Consider the following 17,524-nt stretch of genomic DNA (forward strand, 5'->3'; position numbering starts at 1 on the left):
CGCCGCCCGGGGCGAGGGCCACCGGTACCGCGGCCGCGGGGCCGGGGCCGGTTCGGCCGCGGAGGCGGGCCTGGGCGGCGAGGGCCTGGGCCACTCCGGTCAGGAACGCGTCGGGGTTTTCCAGTACGGTCCGGCCGCCGAGCAGCACACGGTCGATGTCCAGGAGTTCGACGAGGTTGGCCGCGCCCACACCCAGCGCGTGTGCCGCGCCCGGCAGATCGCCGCGGGCCATCGCCGCCAGGCACAGCGCCTCGATACAGCCGCGCCGGCCGCAGCCGCACAGCGGCCCGTCCAACTGGACGACCTGGTGGCCGAATTCACCGGCGCCGGTGCGTGGCCCACGGTAGAGGCTGCCGCCCAGTACGAGTCCGGCGCCGAGGCCGGTGCCCAGGTGCAGATAGCCGAAGGATCCGGCGCCGGCCCGTATGCCCTGGGCCAGGCCGAGTGCGGCCGCGTTGGTGTCCTTGTCGAGTGCGACGGGCAGACCGAGGCGTTCGGCGAGCGCGTCCCGTAGGGGGAAGCCGTCCCAGCGGGGCGCGCCGGTGACCCGGTGCAGCACTCCGGTGGTGTGGTCCAGCGGGCCGGGGCAGGCCACGCCGGCTCCCAGGACCAACGGGCCGCCGGCCGCCGCGCGCAGCGCCGCGACCTCCCGTGCGGCCGTGGCGAGGACCTGTTCGGCGCCCGCCTCGAAGGCGAGCGGGGCGCGCCGTACGGCGACCGCGTCACCGGCGAGGTCGGCGAGTACGGCGGTGAGCTCATCGCGGTCCAGATGCAGCCCGACGGCGTGCCGGGCGCCGGGGACCAGCCGTAGGACGGTGGCGGGCTTGCCGCCCGTGGAGGCGCGGCGGCCCGCCTCGGCGGCCAGGCCCTCGGCCCGCAGCCGTGCGGTGATCTTGCTGACGGCCTGCGGGGTGAGGCCGGTCTGCGCGGCGAGCTCCAGACGGCTGACCCCCTCCTCGCCGGCCGCGCGCAGCAGCCCGAGCACCAGCGCGGTGTTGTGGCCGCGCAGTGCGGGGAGGTTGGCGCCCGGGTTGCCGGTGAAGCCGCCGTGGGTGATGTCGTTGCTGCTCACCCACCCATTGTCCGCATCGCTTGCACTTTGGCAACAGCGTTGCTTAAGTGGAGGGCATGAGCGACTCCACCGGCACCCCCACCCCCCACGGCCCGCTCCGCGTCGGCCTCATCGGCTACGGCCTGGCAGGCTCGGTCTTCCACGCCCCGCTGATCGCGGCCACCGAAGACCTGCTGCTCGACACCGTCTCGACCGCCGATCCCGAACGGCAGGCGCAGGCCCGCGCCGAGCATCCGCAGGTCCGTACGGTCGATACCCCGGAGGCGGTGCTCGACCGCGCCGCGGACCTCGATCTGATCGTGCTGGCGACGCCGAACAAGACGCATGTGCCGCTCGCCACCGCCGCGCTGGAGGCCGGTCTGCCGGTGGTCGTCGACAAGCCGCTGGCCGCGACCGCCGCCGAGGCGGAGAAGCTCGCCGCGCTCGCCGAGGACCGCGGGCTGCTGCTCTCCGTCTTCCAGAACCGCCGCTGGGACAACGACTTCCGCACCGTCCGCAAGCTGATCGAGGACGGCGCGCTCGGCGACATCCAGCGCTTCGAGTCCCGCTTCGAGCGCTGGCGGCCGCAGCCCAAGGGCGGCTGGCGGGAGTCCGGCGACCCGGCGGAGATCGGCGGGCTGCTCTACGACCTCGGCAGCCACCTCGCCGACCAGGCGCTGACCCTCTTCGGCCCGGTCGTCCAGGTCTACGCCGAGTCCGACATCCGCCGCCCGGGCGCGGAGGCCGACGACGACACCTTCATCGCCCTCACCCACGCGAACGGCGTCCGCTCGCATCTGTGGGTGAGTGCCACCGCCGCCCTGCTGGGCCCCCGCTTCCGGGTGCTGGGCAGCAAGGCGGGCTACACCAAGCACGGCCTGGACCCGCAGGAGGAGGCGCTGCGCGAGGGCCGGCGCCCCGGCGACGAGGGCCAGGAGTGGGGCGTGGAGCAGAAGTCCCGCTGGGGCCGGATGGGCGCCGGGGCGTCCCCGCGCAACGGCGGCGGTGAGCCGGTGCCGACCCTCCCCGGCGACTACCCCGCGTACTACGCCGCGATCGCCCGGGCCCTGCGTGAGGGCGGCGAGCCGCCGGTGACCGCCACCGAGGCCGCGGCCGCGCTGCGCGTCCTGGAGGCCGCCAAGCTCTCGGCCGCCGAGGGCCGTACGGTGCGGATCGAGGCGGGCCCCTCCGCTGCGCTTTGCTGATTCCCGCGTGTTTGGCGGTCCCGCCGTTACTCCCCCACCGCCTAAAGGGCGTGGGAGGTACCCCCACGCGGCGGGCTGGTGCCGCTGCGCGGGGCTGTTCGGCTGCGGGACCGGCCCTCCGGACTCCGTCCTGCGGTCCGCCCCCTCCCGTTGGGGAGGGGAAACGACCGGTGGGGGTGCACGTAAGCGATCACGCGCGCGCAGCCGACGGACCACGCCCGCCCCCCACCGGCCTCTCCCCACCCACCCACGGGAGGGGACGGGCCGGAGGGGCAGGGTGTCCGGACGTAAAGCGAAGCAGTCCGGACACCCTGCCCCGGAGGGCCGTCACCGCACCCGACCAACCCACGCCCGCCGCGTGGGGGTACCTCCCACGCCCTTCAGGCAGTGGGGGAACAACAGCGAACAACCACCACGGCGGGACAGCCGAAAACGTGGGAAGGCAGCCAAGCGCAGCGTCAGGCGTCCTTGAGCTCCTGGCGCTGACGGCCCAGACCGTCGATCTCCAGCTCCACGACATCACCGGCCCGCAGATACGGCTTGGGCTCCGGCCGGCCCATCGCGACGCCGGCCGGGGTGCCGGTGTTGATGACATCGCCCGGGTACAGCGTCATGAAATGGCTTACGTAGCGGACCACTTCGGCCACCGGGAAGATCTGCTCGGCGGTGGTGCCGTCCTGCTTCAGCTCGCCGTTGACCCACAGCCGTAGGCCGAGCGCCTGCGGGTCGGGCACCTCGTCGGCGGTCACCAGCCACGGGCCCAGCGGGTTGAACGTCTCGCAGTTCTTGCCCTTGTCCCACTGGCCGCCGCGCTCGATCTGGAAGGCGCGCTCGGAGACGTCGTGCGCCACCGCATAGCCGGCCACCGCCGCCAGCGCCTGCTCATCGCTCTCCAGGTAGCGGGCCGTACGGCCGATGACGACCGCCAGCTCCACCTCCCAGTCGGTCTTCACGCTGCCGCGCGGGACCAGCACCGTGTCGTCGGGGCCGACGACCGTGTCCGGGGCCTTCATGAAGATGATCGGCTCCTCGGGGGTCGCGGCCCCCGTCTCGCGGGCGTGATCGTGGTAGTTCAGCCCGATGCACACGATCTTGCCGATCCGGCCGACCGGCGGACCGGTGCGCAGCCCGGCGGCGTCCAGCTCGGGCAGCTCGCCGGACGCGGCGGCGGCACGGATCCGGGCCAGCTTCCCGTCGTCCGCGAGCAGCGCTCCGTCGATGTCCGGCACCAGGCCCGACAGGTCCCGCAGGACCCCCGTCTCGTCGAGCAGCGCCGGGCGTTCCGCCCCCACCGTTCCGACACGCAGCAGCTTCATCGGTTCAACTCCCGTGGTCGAAGGTCGGCCCTGGAAGGGGCCTTCCGGGCCGGCCGATGGGGGACGGCCATCGAGCGATTTGGCCGATCCTCCAAGAACGGGGTCCAGTCCGCAAGACCCCGTTCAAGGACTGGACCGTTACTGAGCGGTAGTAACGATCTCCTCGGGGGCGGCCTCCAGTGGCTTCGCGGCGCCGGCAGAGCGGGCCTTGGACTGGGAATTGGCCTGGGAATTGGCCCTGGCCCGGGCCGCCCGCTGCCGGGCCGCGCGGCTCTTCGGCGAGCGCTGCTGGGCGGGGCGCTGCTGGAGGGAGGGCTGCTGGGTGGAGCGCTGCCGCGCGGCACGGTCGCCGGACGCGTCGCCGGCCGGTGCGGACGCCGGTGCCTCGGCCGGGGCGGCCACGGTGGCCGACTGCTGCGTACCACCCGACTCCCGGTCCCGGTGCAGCAGCGCCCGTTCGCACGCCGTCCAGATCGTCGTGGTGACCATGTAGAGCCCGGCGGCCAGCGGCACCACGGCCACCGTGATCAGCGTGCCGAACGACAGCAGCGGCATCACCTTCGCCATGGAGGCCATCCCCGGCAGTGCGGCGCTCCCCCCGTTGCCGCCCGCGGCCGGTGCCGGAGCCTTGGCCACCGCGGCCCGTGCACGCCGGAAGTTCCAGGTGGCGACCGCCGCGACCAGGGCGAACAGCGCGAGGTAGACCAGGCCCTGCGGGCCGAAGAAACCACCGTCGGCGAGCGCCTCGCGCCAGTGGCCGCCGAGCGGCGCGCCCAGCAGCGTGTGGTCGAGCAGACCGCCGCCCCCGGTGGAGAAGAGGTGGTACATGAGGAAGAAGACGGGCAGTTGGAGCAGGGTCGGCAGGCAGCCGGCCAGGGGTGAGGAGCCGGTCTTGGCGTAGAGGTCGGACATCGCCTTCTGCAGCCGCTCGGGGTTGCCCTTGTGCTTGCGCTGCAGCTCGGCGATCTGCGGGGCGAGTGCGGAGCGGGCCTTCTCACCGCGGGCCGCGGCGCGGGCGAGCGGATGCAGCGCGGCGCGTACGCCAAGGGTGAAGAGGACGATGGCGACGGCCATGGCGGCGGTGCCGAAGAGCGGATCGATCGCTTGGGCGCCGCGCGTCAGCGCATCGCCGAGAAAGCCGAAAACGGACATGGGTGAGCCCTCCACGGGTCTCGTCGTGCCGGGATGTGGATTCGGCGTGACGAGCCGCGCGGACGCAAAAGCGGGGTGCTGCCCGGAGCGTGCGCCTACGCGGCCGTCGGGAGGGGACGGCCCGGTGCTCGGGGGCGCGGCCGGCCGGCCGCGTCGGGATCGCGCTGCGGAAGGAAGGCCGTACGTCGCTCGCGGTCGCGGATGGCGGTCCGGATCCGGCCCGGTGGTACGGGCCGGGCGCAGGCCGCGATCAGGAAGGCGCTGCACAGGAGCAGCACGGCGGCGGTGGTCGCGGCGGCGGTCAGAGCCGTCGTCAGACCGCTCTGCGCGAGCAGGAGTTCGGCGAGGAGGAAGAAGAGCGCGGAGGTGTAGAGGCGCCAGGCATCGACGATGCGGTACATCAGGCGCCCTCCTCGCGTATGGCTCGTTCCAAGACTTGTCGTCTTCCGCTCAAGAGTAGCCATAGATCTGGGCAGTCGGGAGACCGGCCGGTAACTTGCCCTCCCTGCCGCCGGGACGGCGGTGGACCAGGGGGGAACCAAGGGGGAACACCTAGGAGGTGCTGTGCGCGACATCAGCGTTCCGGCCCTGGCGGCTCCACTGCGGACCGGCGGTCTGGCCGACTCCGTCTTCGAAACCGCCGCACACCAGCCGGACTTCGCTCAGCTCGCCCGCCGCGACACCGATGGATCCGGCAACTGGCAGGAGGTTACCGCGGCGGAATTCCGCGACGAGGTCATGGCGCTGGCAAGGGGGCTGCTGGCGGACGGGGTGCGGCCCGGCACACGGGTCGCGCTGATGTCCCGTACCCGGTACGAGTGGACGCTGTTCAGCTATGCGCTGTGGGCCATCGGCGGCCAGCTCGTACCGGTCTACCCGACCGCGTCGGCCGAGCAGCTGCGCTGCATCCTCGCGGGCGCGGAGGTCACCGCGATCATCGTCGAGAACGAGGCACAGGCCATGACCGTGGCGGAGGCCTGCGACGAGCGCTCCCGGCTGAGCCGGCTGTGGCAGCTGGACCTGGACTGCGTACAGCGGCTGGTGGAGGAGGGCACCCGGCTGCCCGAGGCGGATGTGCACCGGCTGCGCCATGCGGTCACGCCGGGCGGTATCGCCGCGATCGTCCACACCTCGGGCACCACGGGGCGCCCGCGCGGCTGTGTGATCACGCACGCCAATCTCGCCGCCCAGTGCGACACCCTCTACGCGGGCTGGGGCGGTCTGCTGGCCGCGCCGGGCGAGCGCCCCTCGCTGCTGGCCTTTCTGCCGTTCGCGCATGTCTACGGGCTGATGGTGCAGGTGGCGTGTCTGCGCGGCGGGGTGAAGCTGGCGCACCAGCCCGACCCGTCCTCGGACGAGCTGCTGCCGGCCCTGGCGTCCTTCCGTCCGACGTTCCTGTTCGCGGTGCCGTACGTCTTCGAGAAGATCTGTGCCCGCGCCCGGCTGGCCGCCGAACGGGCGGGCCGGCAGCGGACGTTCGACGCGGCGATGACGGTGGCGGTGCGCCACGCGGAGGCGCTCGCCGAGCAGGCGCAGGGCACCGGGCGCGGCCCCGACCCGTTCCTGCGGGCCCGGCACGCGCTCTACGACCGGCTGGTGTACTCCCGCATCCGCGAGCTGCTCGGCGGCCGGGTACGCACGGCGGTCTCCGGCGGCTCACCTCTCTTCCGGGAGCTGGGACTGCTCTTCGCCGGCATCGGCATCACCGTCTACGACGGCTACGGCCTGACGGAGACCACCGGGGCGATCACCGTGCAGCCGCCGGGCAGGGTGCGGTTCGGGACGGTGGGCCTGCCGCTGCCGGGCAGCGCGGTGCATCTGGCGCTGGACGGGGAGGTGTGGGTGCGTGGCCCGGTGGTCTTCGCCGGCTATCTCGACGACGACGGCGAGCCGGGCAACGGGCTGTACGACGGCTGGCTGCCGACCGGTGACCTCGGGCACCTGGACGAGGAGGGCTATCTCGTCATCACCGGCCGCAAGAAGGACACCATCATCACCAGCAACGGCAAGAGCGTGGCCCCGCAGGGGCTGGAGCAGCGGCTGTGCGCCCATCCGCTGATCTCGCAGTGTGTGGTGGTCGGCGACAACCGGCCGTATGTGACCGCGCTGATCACCCTGGATCCGGAGGCGCTGGAGCAGTGGCGGCAGTTGCGCGGTGAGCCGTGCGAGGCCGGCGAGGGACCGTCGCCGGAGGAGCAGCTACAGGCCGAGGTGCGACGGGCGATGGCGCGCGCCAACGCGTCGGTGTCGCGGGCCGAGTCGATCCGGGCGTTCCGTGTGCTGCCGGGCGAGTTCAGCCAGGACTCCGGGCTGATGACGCCGTCGCTGAAGCTGCGGCGGGCGGCGATCGTACGGGCGTATGCGGCGGAGATCGACGCCCTGTACGCGCAGGGCGAGCGCGAGGCGCCGGACACCCGGCAAGAGCGCCGTCGGTGGGCGGCCGCGGGGCTGTACGCGCGCTGAACGCAGACCTCAACTACCTTACCGCGCAGGCCACTTCGGGCATGCGCAGGCCGGCGTACGTCACCCGTCACGCAGCCGGGCCCGCACGCGGCACCGTAGCAGTGTCGCGGCGGACCCGGCCGTTATTTGTCCAGGGGTGAGGACCCGCGTCCGCGGACCGGGCGCGGCCCTTAGCGTCCGGTGGCATTCCAGTAGGGACGAACCGGGAGGCCGTGTGCGGTCGATCCTCAGCAACTCCGCAACATCCGGGCGGACCATCGCCACGGGTCTGGTGGTCGCCGCTCTCGTGGCCACGCTTGCGGCACTGCTGCTGCCCATCCAGCTCTTCGGTGAGACCGCATCGGCGGCGACCAACACGGTCACGTACGAGGATGACGGCGGCGGGACGGTGAACACCCGCTACGGCCCGCTGACCGCGATGGACCGGGACTTCGTACGCAAGGTCAGACTGGCCGGCCTGTGGGAGCTGCCCGCGGGCCGCCAGGCGCAGGAACGCGGCACGACCGCCGCGGTGCGCACGGCCGGCGCCCACCTCGTCGCCGGGCACACCGAGCTGGACCGCCGGTCGATCGAGGCCGGGCGGGCACTGGGCATCCCGCTGCCCAACCAGCCCAACGCCGATCAGCAGGGCTGGCTCGGGCAGCTGAACGCCGCCCAGGGCAACGACTTCGGCCCGCTCTTCGCCGAACTGCTGCGCCGCGCCCACGGCAAGGTCTTCGGGCTGGTCGCCATGGTCCGGGACCAGACCCGCAACTCGATGGTGCGCGCACTGGCGAACCGGGCCAACACCGTCGTCCTGGACCACATCACGGTGCTGGAGAAGACCGGCAACGTCGACTTCAACACCCTGCACACCAGCTGAGCCGGGCGCGCGGACGTGTCACGACGGCAGCGACACCGGCCCCGACGCCGGACGACGCCCGGCCGCCGCCGACCACCTGCGAACCGACCGAAACGACACCCTCAGCAACCAACACCCGCAGCACCCTTTGCAATCGACACCCGCAGCAACCGACACCCCTCACACCGGACGAAGCGAAGTGATCCCATGAGGCAACGGCAACAGCAACAGGCCCAGTCCCATAAACGCTCGCGATTGACGAACAGAATGCTCGTGGGCGCGGCCGCGCTCCTGCTGGGCGGCGGCGGACTGGCGGCGGTCGCCACCACAGCACTGGCCGGCAACTCCGGCCCGGAGCCGGCGGCCGGCCACTCGCACACCATCACCGCCACGACCATCTCCTGCCCCGACGTGGGCGAGCGGTTGCGCGAGGTGCCGCGCAGCGCCCAGCTCCAGGTCTCCAAGGGGCTGTCCTCGCTCGACCGCCAAGTGCACGACGCCTACCACAAGATGATGGAGGGCAGCGGCAGCACCGTCCTCGTCCGGCTCAAGCAGCAGCGGCAGAAAACGATCGGCACGATGGTCACCGCCATCGCCAAGAACGCCAAACGGCCCAGCTATCTGCTGAAGATGAGCGGCTGTACCACCAAGCCCGTCGACGAAGCGGCCGGCTCCGGCGGCTACGACTCCACAAAAACCACGAAGAACGGCTGGTACCAGAACCAACCCCAGCCCCAGCCCCAAGACCAGAACCAGAGCCAGGATCCGGGCCAGAACCAGGGACAGGTCCCGGGCCAGAACCAGGGTCAGAACGGCGGGCAGCAGGGCCAGCCCGGCGGCCCCTCCCCCGACGACTTCATCGACATCACCACCGTCCAGCCCAACGCCGGCACCCCGCCCTTCGCCGCTCCCCAGGGCAACGGCGCCTCGACCGGCACCTTCACCACCGAATGCGGCCGCAATGAGGACGGCCACTTCAACTCCGACAACGTCATCGTCACCCCGGGCGTGAGCAACGGCGCCCACCACACCCACGACTACGTCGGCAACAAGGCCACCGACGCCTTCGCCAACGACCAGAAGCTCGCCCAGTCCGACACCACCTGCACCAACGGCGACCAGTCCACCCACTACTGGCCGGTGCTGCGCAAGCTGGACGGAAACGCGGAGCAGAAGCCGGGCGCCGCGCAGGACGCCAACGTCGGCACGACCCTGACCCCGGCCACGGTGACCCTCACCTTCCGCGGCAGCCAGGCCGGCCAGGTCCGGGCCATGCCCCGCTTCCTGCGCATCATCACCGGCGACGCCAAGGCCTTCACCAACGGCACGAAGAACGCCAACGCCTCCTGGAGCTGCACCGGCTTCGAGGACCGGCAGCTGAAGGACAAGTACCCGCTCTGCCCCAGCGGCTCCCAGGTCGTCCGCACCTTCGCCTTCCAGAACTGCTGGGACGGCCGCGACATCGACAGCGCCAACCACCGCGACCACGTGACCTTCTCGGACCAGAACGGCAACTGCCCCAACGGCTTCACGGCCATCCCGCAGCTCGTCCAGCGCATCACCTACGACGTCCCGCAGGGCAACAGCTTCGCGGTGGACAGCTTCCCCGAACAACTCCACAAGCCGGTGACCGACCACGGCGACTTCATCAACGTGATGCCGGACAACCTGATGAGCAAGGCGGTCAACTGCATCAACAGCGGGCAGGAGTGCAAATAATGCACTTCTAGAGGCCCTTAGGGGACGTCTCCCCTAAGGGGAACGCGGGCCCCCTGAGCCGTACAACGCGGCGGGCCGGGAGGCGATTCCAATGCTGTTGGCGAAGTCCTTTCGCCAACAGCATCGCCCTCGGTGCCGGCGTCTTGGAGCCAGGCTCAGCGAACGGAACTGATCATCGCGGTCAGGACGGGTGAGGCGGCCGATGGCTGGCTCTGGCCGATGTCCTTGTACCCCCAGCTCTCGTACAGCCGGTGCACCTTTCCGTCCCCGGCCAGCGGGTTGACCATGAGCGTGACGTACGGCTCGTTGCGACCGGCGAGAAGGGCGTCGTGGATGCGCCGGGCCGCCCCGGTGCCGCGCCACGGAACGCGAACGCCGATTTCCTTGAGGGCCACGGCGTGCCGGTCGGTGTACTCGGGCGGCGGGACGGGAGTTACGCGTTTCCACCACCGGTCATCAGCGTCAATGGTGTTGGCGTAGGCATAGCCGACGGGCTCGCCCTGGTCGTAACCAAGCACCGCTACCCAACCGGATTCTGTGGCATGCCGTTCAAGACGCTCGGCAAACGTGGCGACTGCGTAGTTCGGAAGGTGCAGGAGGTCTGCGCGGACATCGGCGTACACGTCCACGAGGTGTTGCCGGGCCGGTTCGAGCGTGTGGAACGTGTGTAGCTCGATGATGGACGTCATACCGATTCCTTCCAGGTGGCGCGGGCGTACTGGTCCCACGTGCGAGTGGCTGGACTGTTCGGCGCGAGATTGTGGATCTTGGCGTTGAAGTCGCGGAGCATCCGTGCGACCCGAGGGTGATGAGCAGCGGCATTCACGGGGACCGACATGGCGGTGACGGCGGCCGGTTCCAAGTCGCCCTGTCCGAGTTGAGCACGCGCAAGACGAGTCGTGGCAATCGCCTTCGACCGCTGCATGTGGGGGCGGAGAGCTGCCAAGCAACGATGCGCATGCGCTTCGGCCGTCTCGTAATCGCCGAGTGCGAGGTACGCGGAGAGCGCGAGGGATTCCAACTCTGCCTGGTCGTAGAACGAGGTCATCCATACCGGCCGGTAGGTGTCGGGGTCGGCGCGGTCCATCGCTTCCTGGGCCTGGCCGAAGCTGCGCCGGGTGGCCGCAGCATTGTGGGCCACGCCGTGAATAGCGGCCTGTCTGGCCAGACCCAGGGACGCGAACAGGGGATCACGGCGGGCGACGGACAAGTTGCGGGCGACGTCATTCGCGGCGATGGCGTCGGCGGGGCGCCCCAAGTGCCGGTACAGGGTGCCGGCATGCGACCAGATGCGGAATTTGATCGCAAGGTCAGTCGCCATCTCGGCAAGTGCCTGAGCTTCACGCATGTGCTGGACCGCTTCGTTGTACCGACGGCCGTCGATCGCGGCCCACATCGCCGAGGACCGGAACGCCGCAGCGCACCCGTACAGGTAGGCGCGGACCCGCTGACTGGCACTTCCGGAGTTCTGAAGGGTGAGAGCTTCGTCGGCGAGAGCGGCAGCCTTCTGCTCGATGCCGAGCTGACCGCCGTGACGGTGGTCGCTCGCGATGATCTCGGCAAATCGATGTTGAAGTCGCGCGACGTCACTTGTCCCGACGCGGCGAGGAGAGGCGAACGCAGGCGTGGCCGCGGCGGCGGCCACGGTCGTCCCGGCGGTGATGAAGCGGCGGCGTTTCATGCGGTCCTCCTGCGATGGTGCGAGGGCGGACGTGGCCCGGACCCGAGGCACGAACCCTAAAGCGGTGGCGGGCAGGCCGGTGACCTTCTCCAGCGCAGCTCGGGTCACCGACTTCGGCCACCGCACCCGGCCCGCTTTCCAGTCCCGGACCGATGAGCCATCCAGTCCTCCGACCCTCCCAGTGAGGTCGCCGACTGCCGCATTCACCGCTTCGGCCAGCGAATTCGAGCTGTGGCCATGCTCGTCCATCCACGCCGCAAGCACCGCATTTCGCGTGGTGTCCATCTACGCACCGTAGCGCTGCACCCCACGCACCGTCAGGTAAACAGGTGGCCAAATCGCCCTAGGGGTCGTGCGGAGAAAGCCGCCTGATCTCCCTAATCAGACTGCCCTGGCACCGCGTTAGCTGGTCATACGCCGACCGCGGCGCTCCGGTGTTCCGGAGCGCCGCCGCGGCTACGCGGGTCCGTTGCTGCCCCCCGTCGCAGGACGGACCCGCCTCAGCAGCGATCAGGAGGACTGACCGAGATGCCGACTGCACCAACGCCGAGCCGCACCCTTGCCGATGCCACCCCGCACTCCCGGTCGGCCCGCGCCGCACCGTCCGACACCGAACCCCTGCCGTCCGAAGCCCGCGCTTTCCGCCGCCAGCACGGCGACCCCCTCGGCTGGGGCTCCGGCGAATGGGCCCCCTACGTCGACCTCGGAGGTGTGTCATGACTCCCGGGTGGAACGCCGTTCCCGCTCCGAAGTCGTGGACGGTCAACGAGATCACGGGCAACGCGTGCCCGCGCTGCCACCACGTCTACAGCCTGGCGCGGGAGAAGGTCACTGGTCCGGGCGGACGGCATGTATGCGCGGGGTGCGCCGTCGTGGTCGGTATCCCCACCGGTCAGGAGGCACTCCGATGAGCGTCGACCGGGTGCCGGAGGTAGGGGATGAGGTGGAGTACGTGCCGGGGTTTCGAGCTGTCGTGACGGACATTCGCAAAGGCGTCCCCTACCTCCGGCGACCGGGGTGTACGGAGTGGCCGGCGGAGGACTCGGGTGCGCTCAAGGTGACGCGGACGCGAGCTGAGCGGATCGCGGATGGTGACTTCCGGTGAGCGGGGCAGATCAGGCCGCATGCCCCGCTCACCGGACGCGCGCGCCCCTGTGTGCACCCGGCGGGCCGCCGCCCGGTCGCCGGCACCCAACCGGTACGAGTCGTCCAGCACCGCAATCACTCATCACCATCGAGAGGAGCACAGCATGAGTCCCACCCAGACCTCGGAACGGGTCGAACTGGGTAAGTTCTTTGAAGCAAGTGCCCGGGAGTTCGAAGCCGGCCGCGCCGCGCCGGAGATGTTCTCCACCGCTGTCGATGCCGCATGGCATCGGCTGATGCAGACTCCCGGATACGCCGAGTTCAGCATCCGGCACGCCGGGCGTGTGTACGGGCACGTGAGCAACTGCGGTGCAGGCCGGATCTCATGGGTCTGCACGTATGAGGAGATGTTCGGCCCACTGCCCGACATCTGGTTCACAGGCGCGGACGGCAAGTTCGACCGGGAGGCTTCGGCCCGCTACCAGGAGACCGGCGAAGTGTGGGGTGAGTGGAACTGCTCGCCTGCACCAGGCGATCCCGAAGCAACCCCGAAGCGGCGGAAGGTCACCGTCCGGTGATCACCACGGCCGTCGGCGGAGCGTCCCGGTCCACGGCTGGGGCGCTCCGCCTCGTGGAGGGCCGCACCACCGAGCCGCAGACGGTGGACATCACCGACTACCTCCGCGCGATGGCCGCCCACTGCCCCTACCTCGCGCCATCGGCGTCGCGAGGGCTGACGGGCTGGACGGTGTACGAGATCGCTGGGAATGCCCAGGCGGCCGAAGCCGAGGTATTCCACGCGGGCGTGCAGGCCGCGGAGTGGATACGGGTCTTGACGACCCGGCCCCACGGCGCGCTCGTGTGCGAGAACATCGTGCTCCTCGGAGGCGACAGCGCAGCCCACCGTGAGCTGATGGCGTGGCCGCCGTGGGCGCTGAAGCACCTCTACGGGCCGGTGGGGCTGATGTTCGGCAAGTTCTGGGCGGGCGAGGAGCACACCGACCGGGGACGTCACATCCCCGTTCCGCCTGTCTCGTTCCTCCCTGTGCGCTGCGCTGTCCGTCCCGTCGATCCCCGGTTCCTTGAAGACACCCCGGACCTCGCTCACTCGCTCGCGTCAGCCGTGGACGACGGACGCGACGTATTCCGGGGTCTCCCGTGCGATTGGAAGGCAGTCAAGCAATGGGCGAGTTCCCTCTTTGTCCCGCAGCGGCCCGCGTCGCCGCCGAAGCAGCCTGCGGCGCGCAGGTCGAGCTGAAGGAGATCACCAACCGGCGTGGGGCTGCGGTCTGGAAGGCGACCGGCCTGGACGGAGCGGTGGCGGTGAAGGCCGGTGGTGGCGAAGGCGCGGCCGTTACCCGGCGGGAGGCGGCAGTTCTCGAATCGATCGGCTGGCCTGACCATCTGCTGGCCTCCGGCGAGGACGACGGTCTCTCCTGGCTGGTGACCCGCTGGTTCACAGGGCCGTCCACATGGCAGGTTTTCACACCCGTCAGGCGCGGCGCGGGCGGACGGCGACGCGCCCTGACGTCGTCCGTGGACCTGTGCCGGGCCGTGGCCGAGCTGCACGCCTCCGGCTGGGTTCACTCCGACATCCAGCCCTCCCACGGCATCCACACCGACCACGGCGTGCGGCTGATCGACTGCTCCTGGTCCTGGCGCGAAGGCACCGAACCGGCCGGCGACTTCCGCGGCGGCATCACTCACCTGGTAGCGCCAGAACTGGCCGCGTCCATCAACGCCGGTATCCAACCGGTCACCCCCAGCACGGCCGCCGAGGTGTACGCCCTCGCCGGAACCCTGTGGACCTGCATCACCGGTCGCTGGCCACTGGACTACGCCGCAGCCGGGATCGACCCCCACCGGCTCACCCCCGCAGAACTCCGGGCCCACCTCGCCACTGGGCGCATCCCCCTCGACACCGCGGCCCCCTGGCCAAAGTTCCAAGACGTTCTGCGCCCGGTCCTCCTCGCCGAGCCCGCCGAACGCCCCGCAGCCGCCGAACTGGCCCAAGCCTTGGCGGAGGTTGCCACGTGATCGAACTGCGCGCACTCACCATGGACGACGCCTCCGTCCTCCAGCGGATCTACAGCGGCGCATCCTTGACGTACATCGAGCGCCGAGAACTCACCACCGATGAGGCCCTGACCCTGGTGGCGAACTCGCTTGCCTGTGCCCGTGCCCTGCCACGTGACCGGTGGGCCTTCGGCATCGCCGTCGATGACGACCTCATGGGAATGGTCAGGCTCCGGTGCCGCACGGAGAAGCACGCCAGCATCAGTTACATCCTGCACGAAGGCTCCTGGGGCCGCGGATACGCCACTCAGGCCGTCGCCGTCATGCTGCGCTTCGCGTTCACCACCGCCGATCTGGAGAGCATCGGCGCCCGGCACCACCCCGACAACCGTGCCTCCGGGAGGGTCCTGACAAAGAACGGGTTCACCTATCGGGGCACTCGTGACGGGTGGCCGCTGTACGACATCCATCGGCTCGGGCCGTGCACTTGAGCGGGGTGGGGGGTATCCGGTGGATCACGCCGACCTTGTGGCGCCCTGTTTGCGGTACTGGCCGGGGGCCATCCCGTACTCCCGTTTGAAGGCCTTGGCGAAGGCGAACTCCGAGGTGTAGCCGGCACGTTCGGCGACGGTGCGCAGGGGGGCGTCGGCCTGGCGCAGCAGTCGGCCCGCCGTCGTCATGCGCCACCAGGTCAGATACGCGAGCGGTGGCCGGCCGACCAGCGCGGTGAAGCGGCGGGCGAACGCGGCGCGGGACAGGCCGGCCCGGGCGCCGAGTTCCTCGACCGTCCAGGGCCTCGCGGGGGCGTCGTGGATGGCGTGCAGCGCGGCGCTGACGGCCGGGTCGCTCAGGGCGCCCGCCCACCCGGCCGGTTCCTCCGGGCGCTCGGCCAGCCACCAGGTGCGCAGCAGATACAGCAGCAGGGTGTCGAGGAGCGCGGGCACGATGGCGTCGGAGCCGGGCTGGGGGTCGGCGAGTTCGGCGCCGAGCAGATCGACGGCGGAGCGCAGCCGGTCGTGGGCGCCGACGCGGGCCGGGAAGTGGATGAAGGGCGGCAGGTCGGTGAGGAGGGGATGGGCCCGCGCCTTGTTCAGCTGGTAGGCGCCGCACAGCATGAGGGTGTCGTCACCGTGGACGGGCCCGCGGTGGCGGAGCGTGGGCCAGGAGCCGTCCGGCCCCAACTGGGCGTCCTCCAGGGGGGTTTCGGGCCGGTCGGCGAGACCGTGACCGTAGCCATGGGCCAGGAAGACGACATCTCCGGGGCCGAGCCGGACGGGATCGGCGCCCTCGGGCGGCAGCAGCCAGGCCGAGCCCTGGAGCACGACATGGAACCCGGCCCCGTCGGAGGCGGGGAAACGGACACCCCAGGGGGCGTGCTTGACCGTGCGCGAGGAGTGGGCTTGGTGGAGACGGGCCGGCTGGCGCCCGGCGACCATGTGGTGATCACGGGCGCGTCCAGCGGTGTGGGTACGGCCGCGGTCCAGACGGCCCTGCGGATGGGCGCCGTCCCGATCGCCACCACGCGTGGCGAGGCCAAGCGGCAGCGGCTGCTGGAGCTCGGCGCGGCCCATGTGATCACCACGGACGCCGAGGACCTGGTGAAGGAGGTCAGGCGGATCACGGGCGGCCAGGGCGCCCGGCTGGCCTTCGACGCGGTGGGCGGCCCCGGTTTCGCGGCCCTCGGTGACGCGCTGACGCCCGGCGGCACGGCGGTGCTCTACGGCTGGCTGGACCCGCGCCCCATCCAGCTGTCGATGAACTGGCCGCTCACCGTCCACACGTATGCCAATGGAGCCCTGGCCCGCACGGAGGCCTATCGCCGCCGCGCCGCCGCGTTCATCGGCTCGGGCCTGGCGAGCGGCGCGCTGGCGCCCGTGATCGCCGAGACCTTCGACGGCCTGGAGCAGGTCGCTGACGCCCATCGCCTGATGGAGTCCAACACTCACATGGGCAAGATCGTGGTGAGGGTGTGAAGCGAGGGTAGTGCGGCGGCGAGGCCGTACAGCGCAGCGGCCCCGAGCCCGTTTTTGACGGGTATCGGGGCCGCCGGTCCGCGTTGAGTGGCCGTGGTCAGCTCAACGGGGGTGGTGCGTCATCTTCCGTTGTTTCAAAGGCCGTTGACGCGGGCCTCGCGCGCCATTCCCAGGGGGCGGATGGAGGAGGCGACGGCGCGGGCACGGCGGCCGGCGCGGGCGCGGTAGCTGCGGACATGGGCCATCAGACGGCGGCTGCGCAGGGCCATTTCGAGTTCGAAGCGGGCGCGGGGGTCGCGTAGTACGGGGCCGAAGAGCTTCTCGATCTGGCGGAGGCGGTAGCGGACCGTCTGCGGGTGTACATGGAGGAGTTTGGCGGCTTCCGGCGCGCCACCGCCCTCCAGCCAGGCGAGCAGGGTGACTTCGAGGCGTTCGCTCTGGCGGGGTGTCAGTTCCTCCAGGGGGCCGAGCCAACGGGAGGTCAGGGCGTCGGCCAGGGACTCGTCCTGGAGGAGCAGGAGCGCCGAGAGATGGTCGTCGACGAACGCGGGTCGGGCCTCCGGGCCGACCCTTCCGGGGGCCAGGGTGAGCAGATAGCGGGCCCAACGGAGGGAGGAGGCGGTGTCGGTGGACGGTACGGCGTGTCCGACGGCGGCCGCGCGGCCCTTGAGGGCTGCCTCCAGGCGGGGCCGGGTCTGGGTGGCCGGGTCGGGGACGAAGAGGCAGGTGTAGCCGTCGACGGTGCCGATGAGGGCATGGCCCAGAGCGGCGGCCAGTTGGGGTGCCTCGGCGGGGGTGGCGAGAACGACGGCCTGGAGGGTGTCGGGGACGGGCCAACCGGCCGCGCGGGCCAGGTCGTTCAACCCCTCGTCCGGTACCTCTCGTTTGCCGGCGAGAACATCGAAGAGGTCCTGACGGGCCCGTGCCACGGGCATCGGGGTGACCACTGACGGGACGGCCGGACGTTTACTTTCCGACTCGTTTTGGTACCCAAGAACTGTCAGCAGGGCCTGTTCAAGTG

At 71.1% G+C, this 17,524-nt stretch carries 18 protein-coding genes; 10 read left to right on the forward strand and 8 right to left on the reverse strand.

The window, feature by feature from the left end; genetic code table 11:
- Positions 1 to 1,072 (reverse strand): ROK family transcriptional regulator (locus DY245_RS18980; RefSeq protein WP_147318351.1); only part of this gene is annotated, 1,072 nt, incomplete at its 3' end.
- Between the two features lie 56 nt (positions 1,073 to 1,128).
- Here DY245_RS18980 and DY245_RS18985 point away from each other — a divergent pair.
- Positions 1,129 to 2,256 carry a Gfo/Idh/MocA family oxidoreductase gene (locus DY245_RS18985; RefSeq protein ID WP_128508442.1) on the forward strand — a complete coding sequence of 376 codons (1,128 nt, stop codon included), beginning with the start codon at positions 1,129 to 1,131 and terminating at the stop codon, positions 2,254 to 2,256.
- 458 nt (positions 2,257 to 2,714) lie between these two features.
- Here the strand turns inward: DY245_RS18985 and DY245_RS18990 are convergent, their stop codons facing one another.
- The 3 genes from DY245_RS18990 to DY245_RS19000 form a co-directional block, all read right to left on the reverse strand.
- Positions 2,715 to 3,572 carry a fumarylacetoacetate hydrolase family protein gene (locus DY245_RS18990; RefSeq protein ID WP_128508443.1) on the reverse strand — a complete coding sequence of 286 codons (858 nt, stop codon included), beginning with the start codon at positions 3,570 to 3,572 and terminating at the stop codon, positions 2,715 to 2,717.
- Between the two features lie 138 nt (positions 3,573 to 3,710).
- Positions 3,711 to 4,724: a YidC/Oxa1 family membrane protein insertase gene (locus tag DY245_RS18995; protein WP_128508444.1), complete on the reverse strand. Its 1,014-nt coding sequence runs from the start codon at positions 4,722 to 4,724 to the stop codon at positions 3,711 to 3,713.
- Positions 4,725 to 4,819: 95 nt separating this feature from the next.
- Positions 4,820 to 5,125, reverse strand: a complete 306-nt coding sequence (locus DY245_RS19000; RefSeq protein ID WP_128508445.1) for a DUF6412 domain-containing protein — start codon at positions 5,123 to 5,125, stop codon at positions 4,820 to 4,822.
- Positions 5,126 to 5,288: 163 nt separating this feature from the next.
- Between DY245_RS19000 and DY245_RS19005 the strand changes: the two genes are divergently transcribed.
- The 3 genes from DY245_RS19005 to DY245_RS19015 all read left to right on the forward strand — a co-directional run bounded on the left by DY245_RS19005 (position 5,289) and on the right by DY245_RS19015 (position 9,747).
- Positions 5,289 to 7,187: an AMP-dependent synthetase/ligase gene (locus DY245_RS19005; RefSeq protein ID WP_128508446.1), complete on the forward strand. Its 1,899-nt coding sequence runs from the start codon at positions 5,289 to 5,291 to the stop codon at positions 7,185 to 7,187.
- Positions 7,188 to 7,401: 214 nt separating this feature from the next.
- The gene (locus tag DY245_RS19010; protein ID WP_128508447.1) at positions 7,402 to 8,049 is read left to right on the forward strand and encodes a DUF4142 domain-containing protein; all 648 of its coding nucleotides are present in this window, start codon (positions 7,402 to 7,404) and stop codon (positions 8,047 to 8,049) included.
- Between the two features lie 246 nt (positions 8,050 to 8,295).
- The gene (locus tag DY245_RS19015) at positions 8,296 to 9,747 is read left to right on the forward strand and encodes a DUF1996 domain-containing protein (RefSeq protein ID WP_128508509.1); all 1,452 of its coding nucleotides are present in this window, start codon (positions 8,296 to 8,298) and stop codon (positions 9,745 to 9,747) included.
- Positions 9,748 to 9,902: 155 nt separating this feature from the next.
- Here the strand turns inward: DY245_RS19015 and DY245_RS19020 are convergent, their stop codons facing one another.
- Together DY245_RS19020 and DY245_RS19025 are read right to left on the reverse strand one after the other, a co-directional pair.
- Positions 9,903 to 10,436, reverse strand: coding sequence for a GNAT family N-acetyltransferase (locus DY245_RS19020; RefSeq protein WP_128508448.1), 534 nt, complete (start codon positions 10,434 to 10,436; stop codon positions 9,903 to 9,905).
- The gene (locus tag DY245_RS19025) at positions 10,433 to 11,713 is read right to left on the reverse strand and encodes an NsdA family TPR-like regulatory protein (RefSeq protein WP_128508449.1); all 1,281 of its coding nucleotides are present in this window, start codon (positions 11,711 to 11,713) and stop codon (positions 10,433 to 10,435) included. Before DY245_RS19025 ends, DY245_RS19020 begins: the two co-directional genes overlap by 4 nt.
- A gap of 243 nt (positions 11,714 to 11,956) precedes the next feature.
- On the opposite strand from DY245_RS19025, the gene DY245_RS19030 reads away from it, so the two are divergent.
- The 5 genes from DY245_RS19030 (at position 11,957) to DY245_RS19055 (ending at position 15,021) form a co-directional block, all read left to right on the forward strand.
- Entirely contained in the window at positions 11,957 to 12,148 is a 192-nt protein-coding gene (locus tag DY245_RS19030) for a hypothetical protein (RefSeq protein WP_128508450.1), read from the forward strand.
- Between the two features lie 530 nt (positions 12,149 to 12,678).
- On the forward strand, positions 12,679 to 13,092 hold the full coding sequence (locus DY245_RS19040; protein WP_128508452.1) for a hypothetical protein: 414 nt from the start codon (positions 12,679 to 12,681) through the stop codon (positions 13,090 to 13,092).
- Positions 13,092 to 13,772: a hypothetical protein gene (locus tag DY245_RS19045; protein WP_128508510.1), complete on the forward strand. Its 681-nt coding sequence runs from the start codon at positions 13,092 to 13,094 to the stop codon at positions 13,770 to 13,772. The genes DY245_RS19040 and DY245_RS19045 overlap by 1 nt, the downstream gene beginning before the upstream one ends.
- Entirely contained in the window at positions 13,697 to 14,551 is an 855-nt protein-coding gene (locus tag DY245_RS19050; RefSeq protein ID WP_128508453.1) for a serine/threonine-protein kinase, read from the forward strand. The genes DY245_RS19045 and DY245_RS19050 overlap by 76 nt, the downstream gene beginning before the upstream one ends.
- Positions 14,548 to 15,021 carry a GNAT family N-acetyltransferase gene (locus DY245_RS19055; RefSeq protein ID WP_128508454.1) on the forward strand — a complete coding sequence of 158 codons (474 nt, stop codon included), beginning with the start codon at positions 14,548 to 14,550 and terminating at the stop codon, positions 15,019 to 15,021. The genes DY245_RS19050 and DY245_RS19055 overlap by 4 nt, the downstream gene beginning before the upstream one ends.
- Positions 15,022 to 15,045: 24 nt before the next feature.
- Here DY245_RS19055 and DY245_RS19060 read toward each other — a convergent pair whose 3' ends face one another.
- On the reverse strand, positions 15,046 to 15,966 hold the full coding sequence (locus DY245_RS19060) for an AraC family transcriptional regulator (protein WP_128508455.1): 921 nt from the start codon (positions 15,964 to 15,966) through the stop codon (positions 15,046 to 15,048).
- On the opposite strand from DY245_RS19060, the gene DY245_RS19065 reads away from it, so the two are divergent.
- The gene (locus DY245_RS19065) at positions 15,934 to 16,503 is read left to right on the forward strand and encodes a zinc-binding dehydrogenase (RefSeq protein ID WP_244943127.1); all 570 of its coding nucleotides are present in this window, start codon (positions 15,934 to 15,936) and stop codon (positions 16,501 to 16,503) included. The genes DY245_RS19060 and DY245_RS19065 overlap by 33 nt on opposite strands.
- Before the next feature lie 134 nt (positions 16,504 to 16,637).
- On the opposite strand, the gene DY245_RS19070 is transcribed toward DY245_RS19065, so the two are convergent.
- Entirely contained in the window at positions 16,638 to 17,438 is an 801-nt protein-coding gene (locus DY245_RS19070; protein ID WP_128508456.1) for a PucR family transcriptional regulator, read from the reverse strand.
- Positions 17,439 to 17,524 lie beyond the last annotated feature (86 nt).

The organism is Streptomyces inhibens, assembly GCF_003389455.1.
Classification (GTDB): Bacteria; Actinomycetota; Actinomycetes; order Streptomycetales; family Streptomycetaceae; genus Streptomyces; species Streptomyces inhibens.

Bases quoted from the DNA above. Each gene is read 5' to 3' on its own strand.
- DY245_RS18990 (WP_128508443.1), bottom strand. From the start codon at position 3,572: ATGAAGCTGCTGCGTGTCGGAACGGTGGGGGCGGAACGCCCGGCGCTG.
- DY245_RS19015 (WP_128508509.1), top strand. From the start codon at position 8,296: ATGCTCGTGGGCGCGGCCGCGCTCCTGCTGGGCGGCGGCGGACTGGCG.
- DY245_RS19000 (WP_128508445.1), bottom strand. From the start codon at position 5,125: ATGTACCGCATCGTCGATGCCTGGCGCCTCTACACCTCCGCGCTCTTC.
- DY245_RS19030 (WP_128508450.1), top strand. From the start codon at position 11,957: ATGCCGACTGCACCAACGCCGAGCCGCACCCTTGCCGATGCCACCCCG.
- DY245_RS19070 (WP_128508456.1), bottom strand. From the start codon at position 17,438: ATGCCCGTGGCACGGGCCCGTCAGGACCTCTTCGATGTTCTCGCCGGC.
- DY245_RS19060 (WP_128508455.1), bottom strand. From the start codon at position 15,966: ATGGTCGCCGGGCGCCAGCCGGCCCGTCTCCACCAAGCCCACTCCTCG.
- DY245_RS18995 (WP_128508444.1), bottom strand. From the start codon at position 4,724: ATGTCCGTTTTCGGCTTTCTCGGCGATGCGCTGACGCGCGGCGCCCAA.
- DY245_RS19050 (WP_128508453.1), top strand. From the start codon at position 13,697: ATGGGCGAGTTCCCTCTTTGTCCCGCAGCGGCCCGCGTCGCCGCCGAA.
- DY245_RS18985 (WP_128508442.1), top strand. From the start codon at position 1,129: ATGAGCGACTCCACCGGCACCCCCACCCCCCACGGCCCGCTCCGCGTC.
- DY245_RS19025 (WP_128508449.1), bottom strand. From the start codon at position 11,713: ATGGACACCACGCGAAATGCGGTGCTTGCGGCGTGGATGGACGAGCAT.
- DY245_RS19040 (WP_128508452.1), top strand. From the start codon at position 12,679: ATGAGTCCCACCCAGACCTCGGAACGGGTCGAACTGGGTAAGTTCTTT.
- DY245_RS19020 (WP_128508448.1), bottom strand. From the start codon at position 10,436: ATGACGTCCATCATCGAGCTACACACGTTCCACACGCTCGAACCGGCC.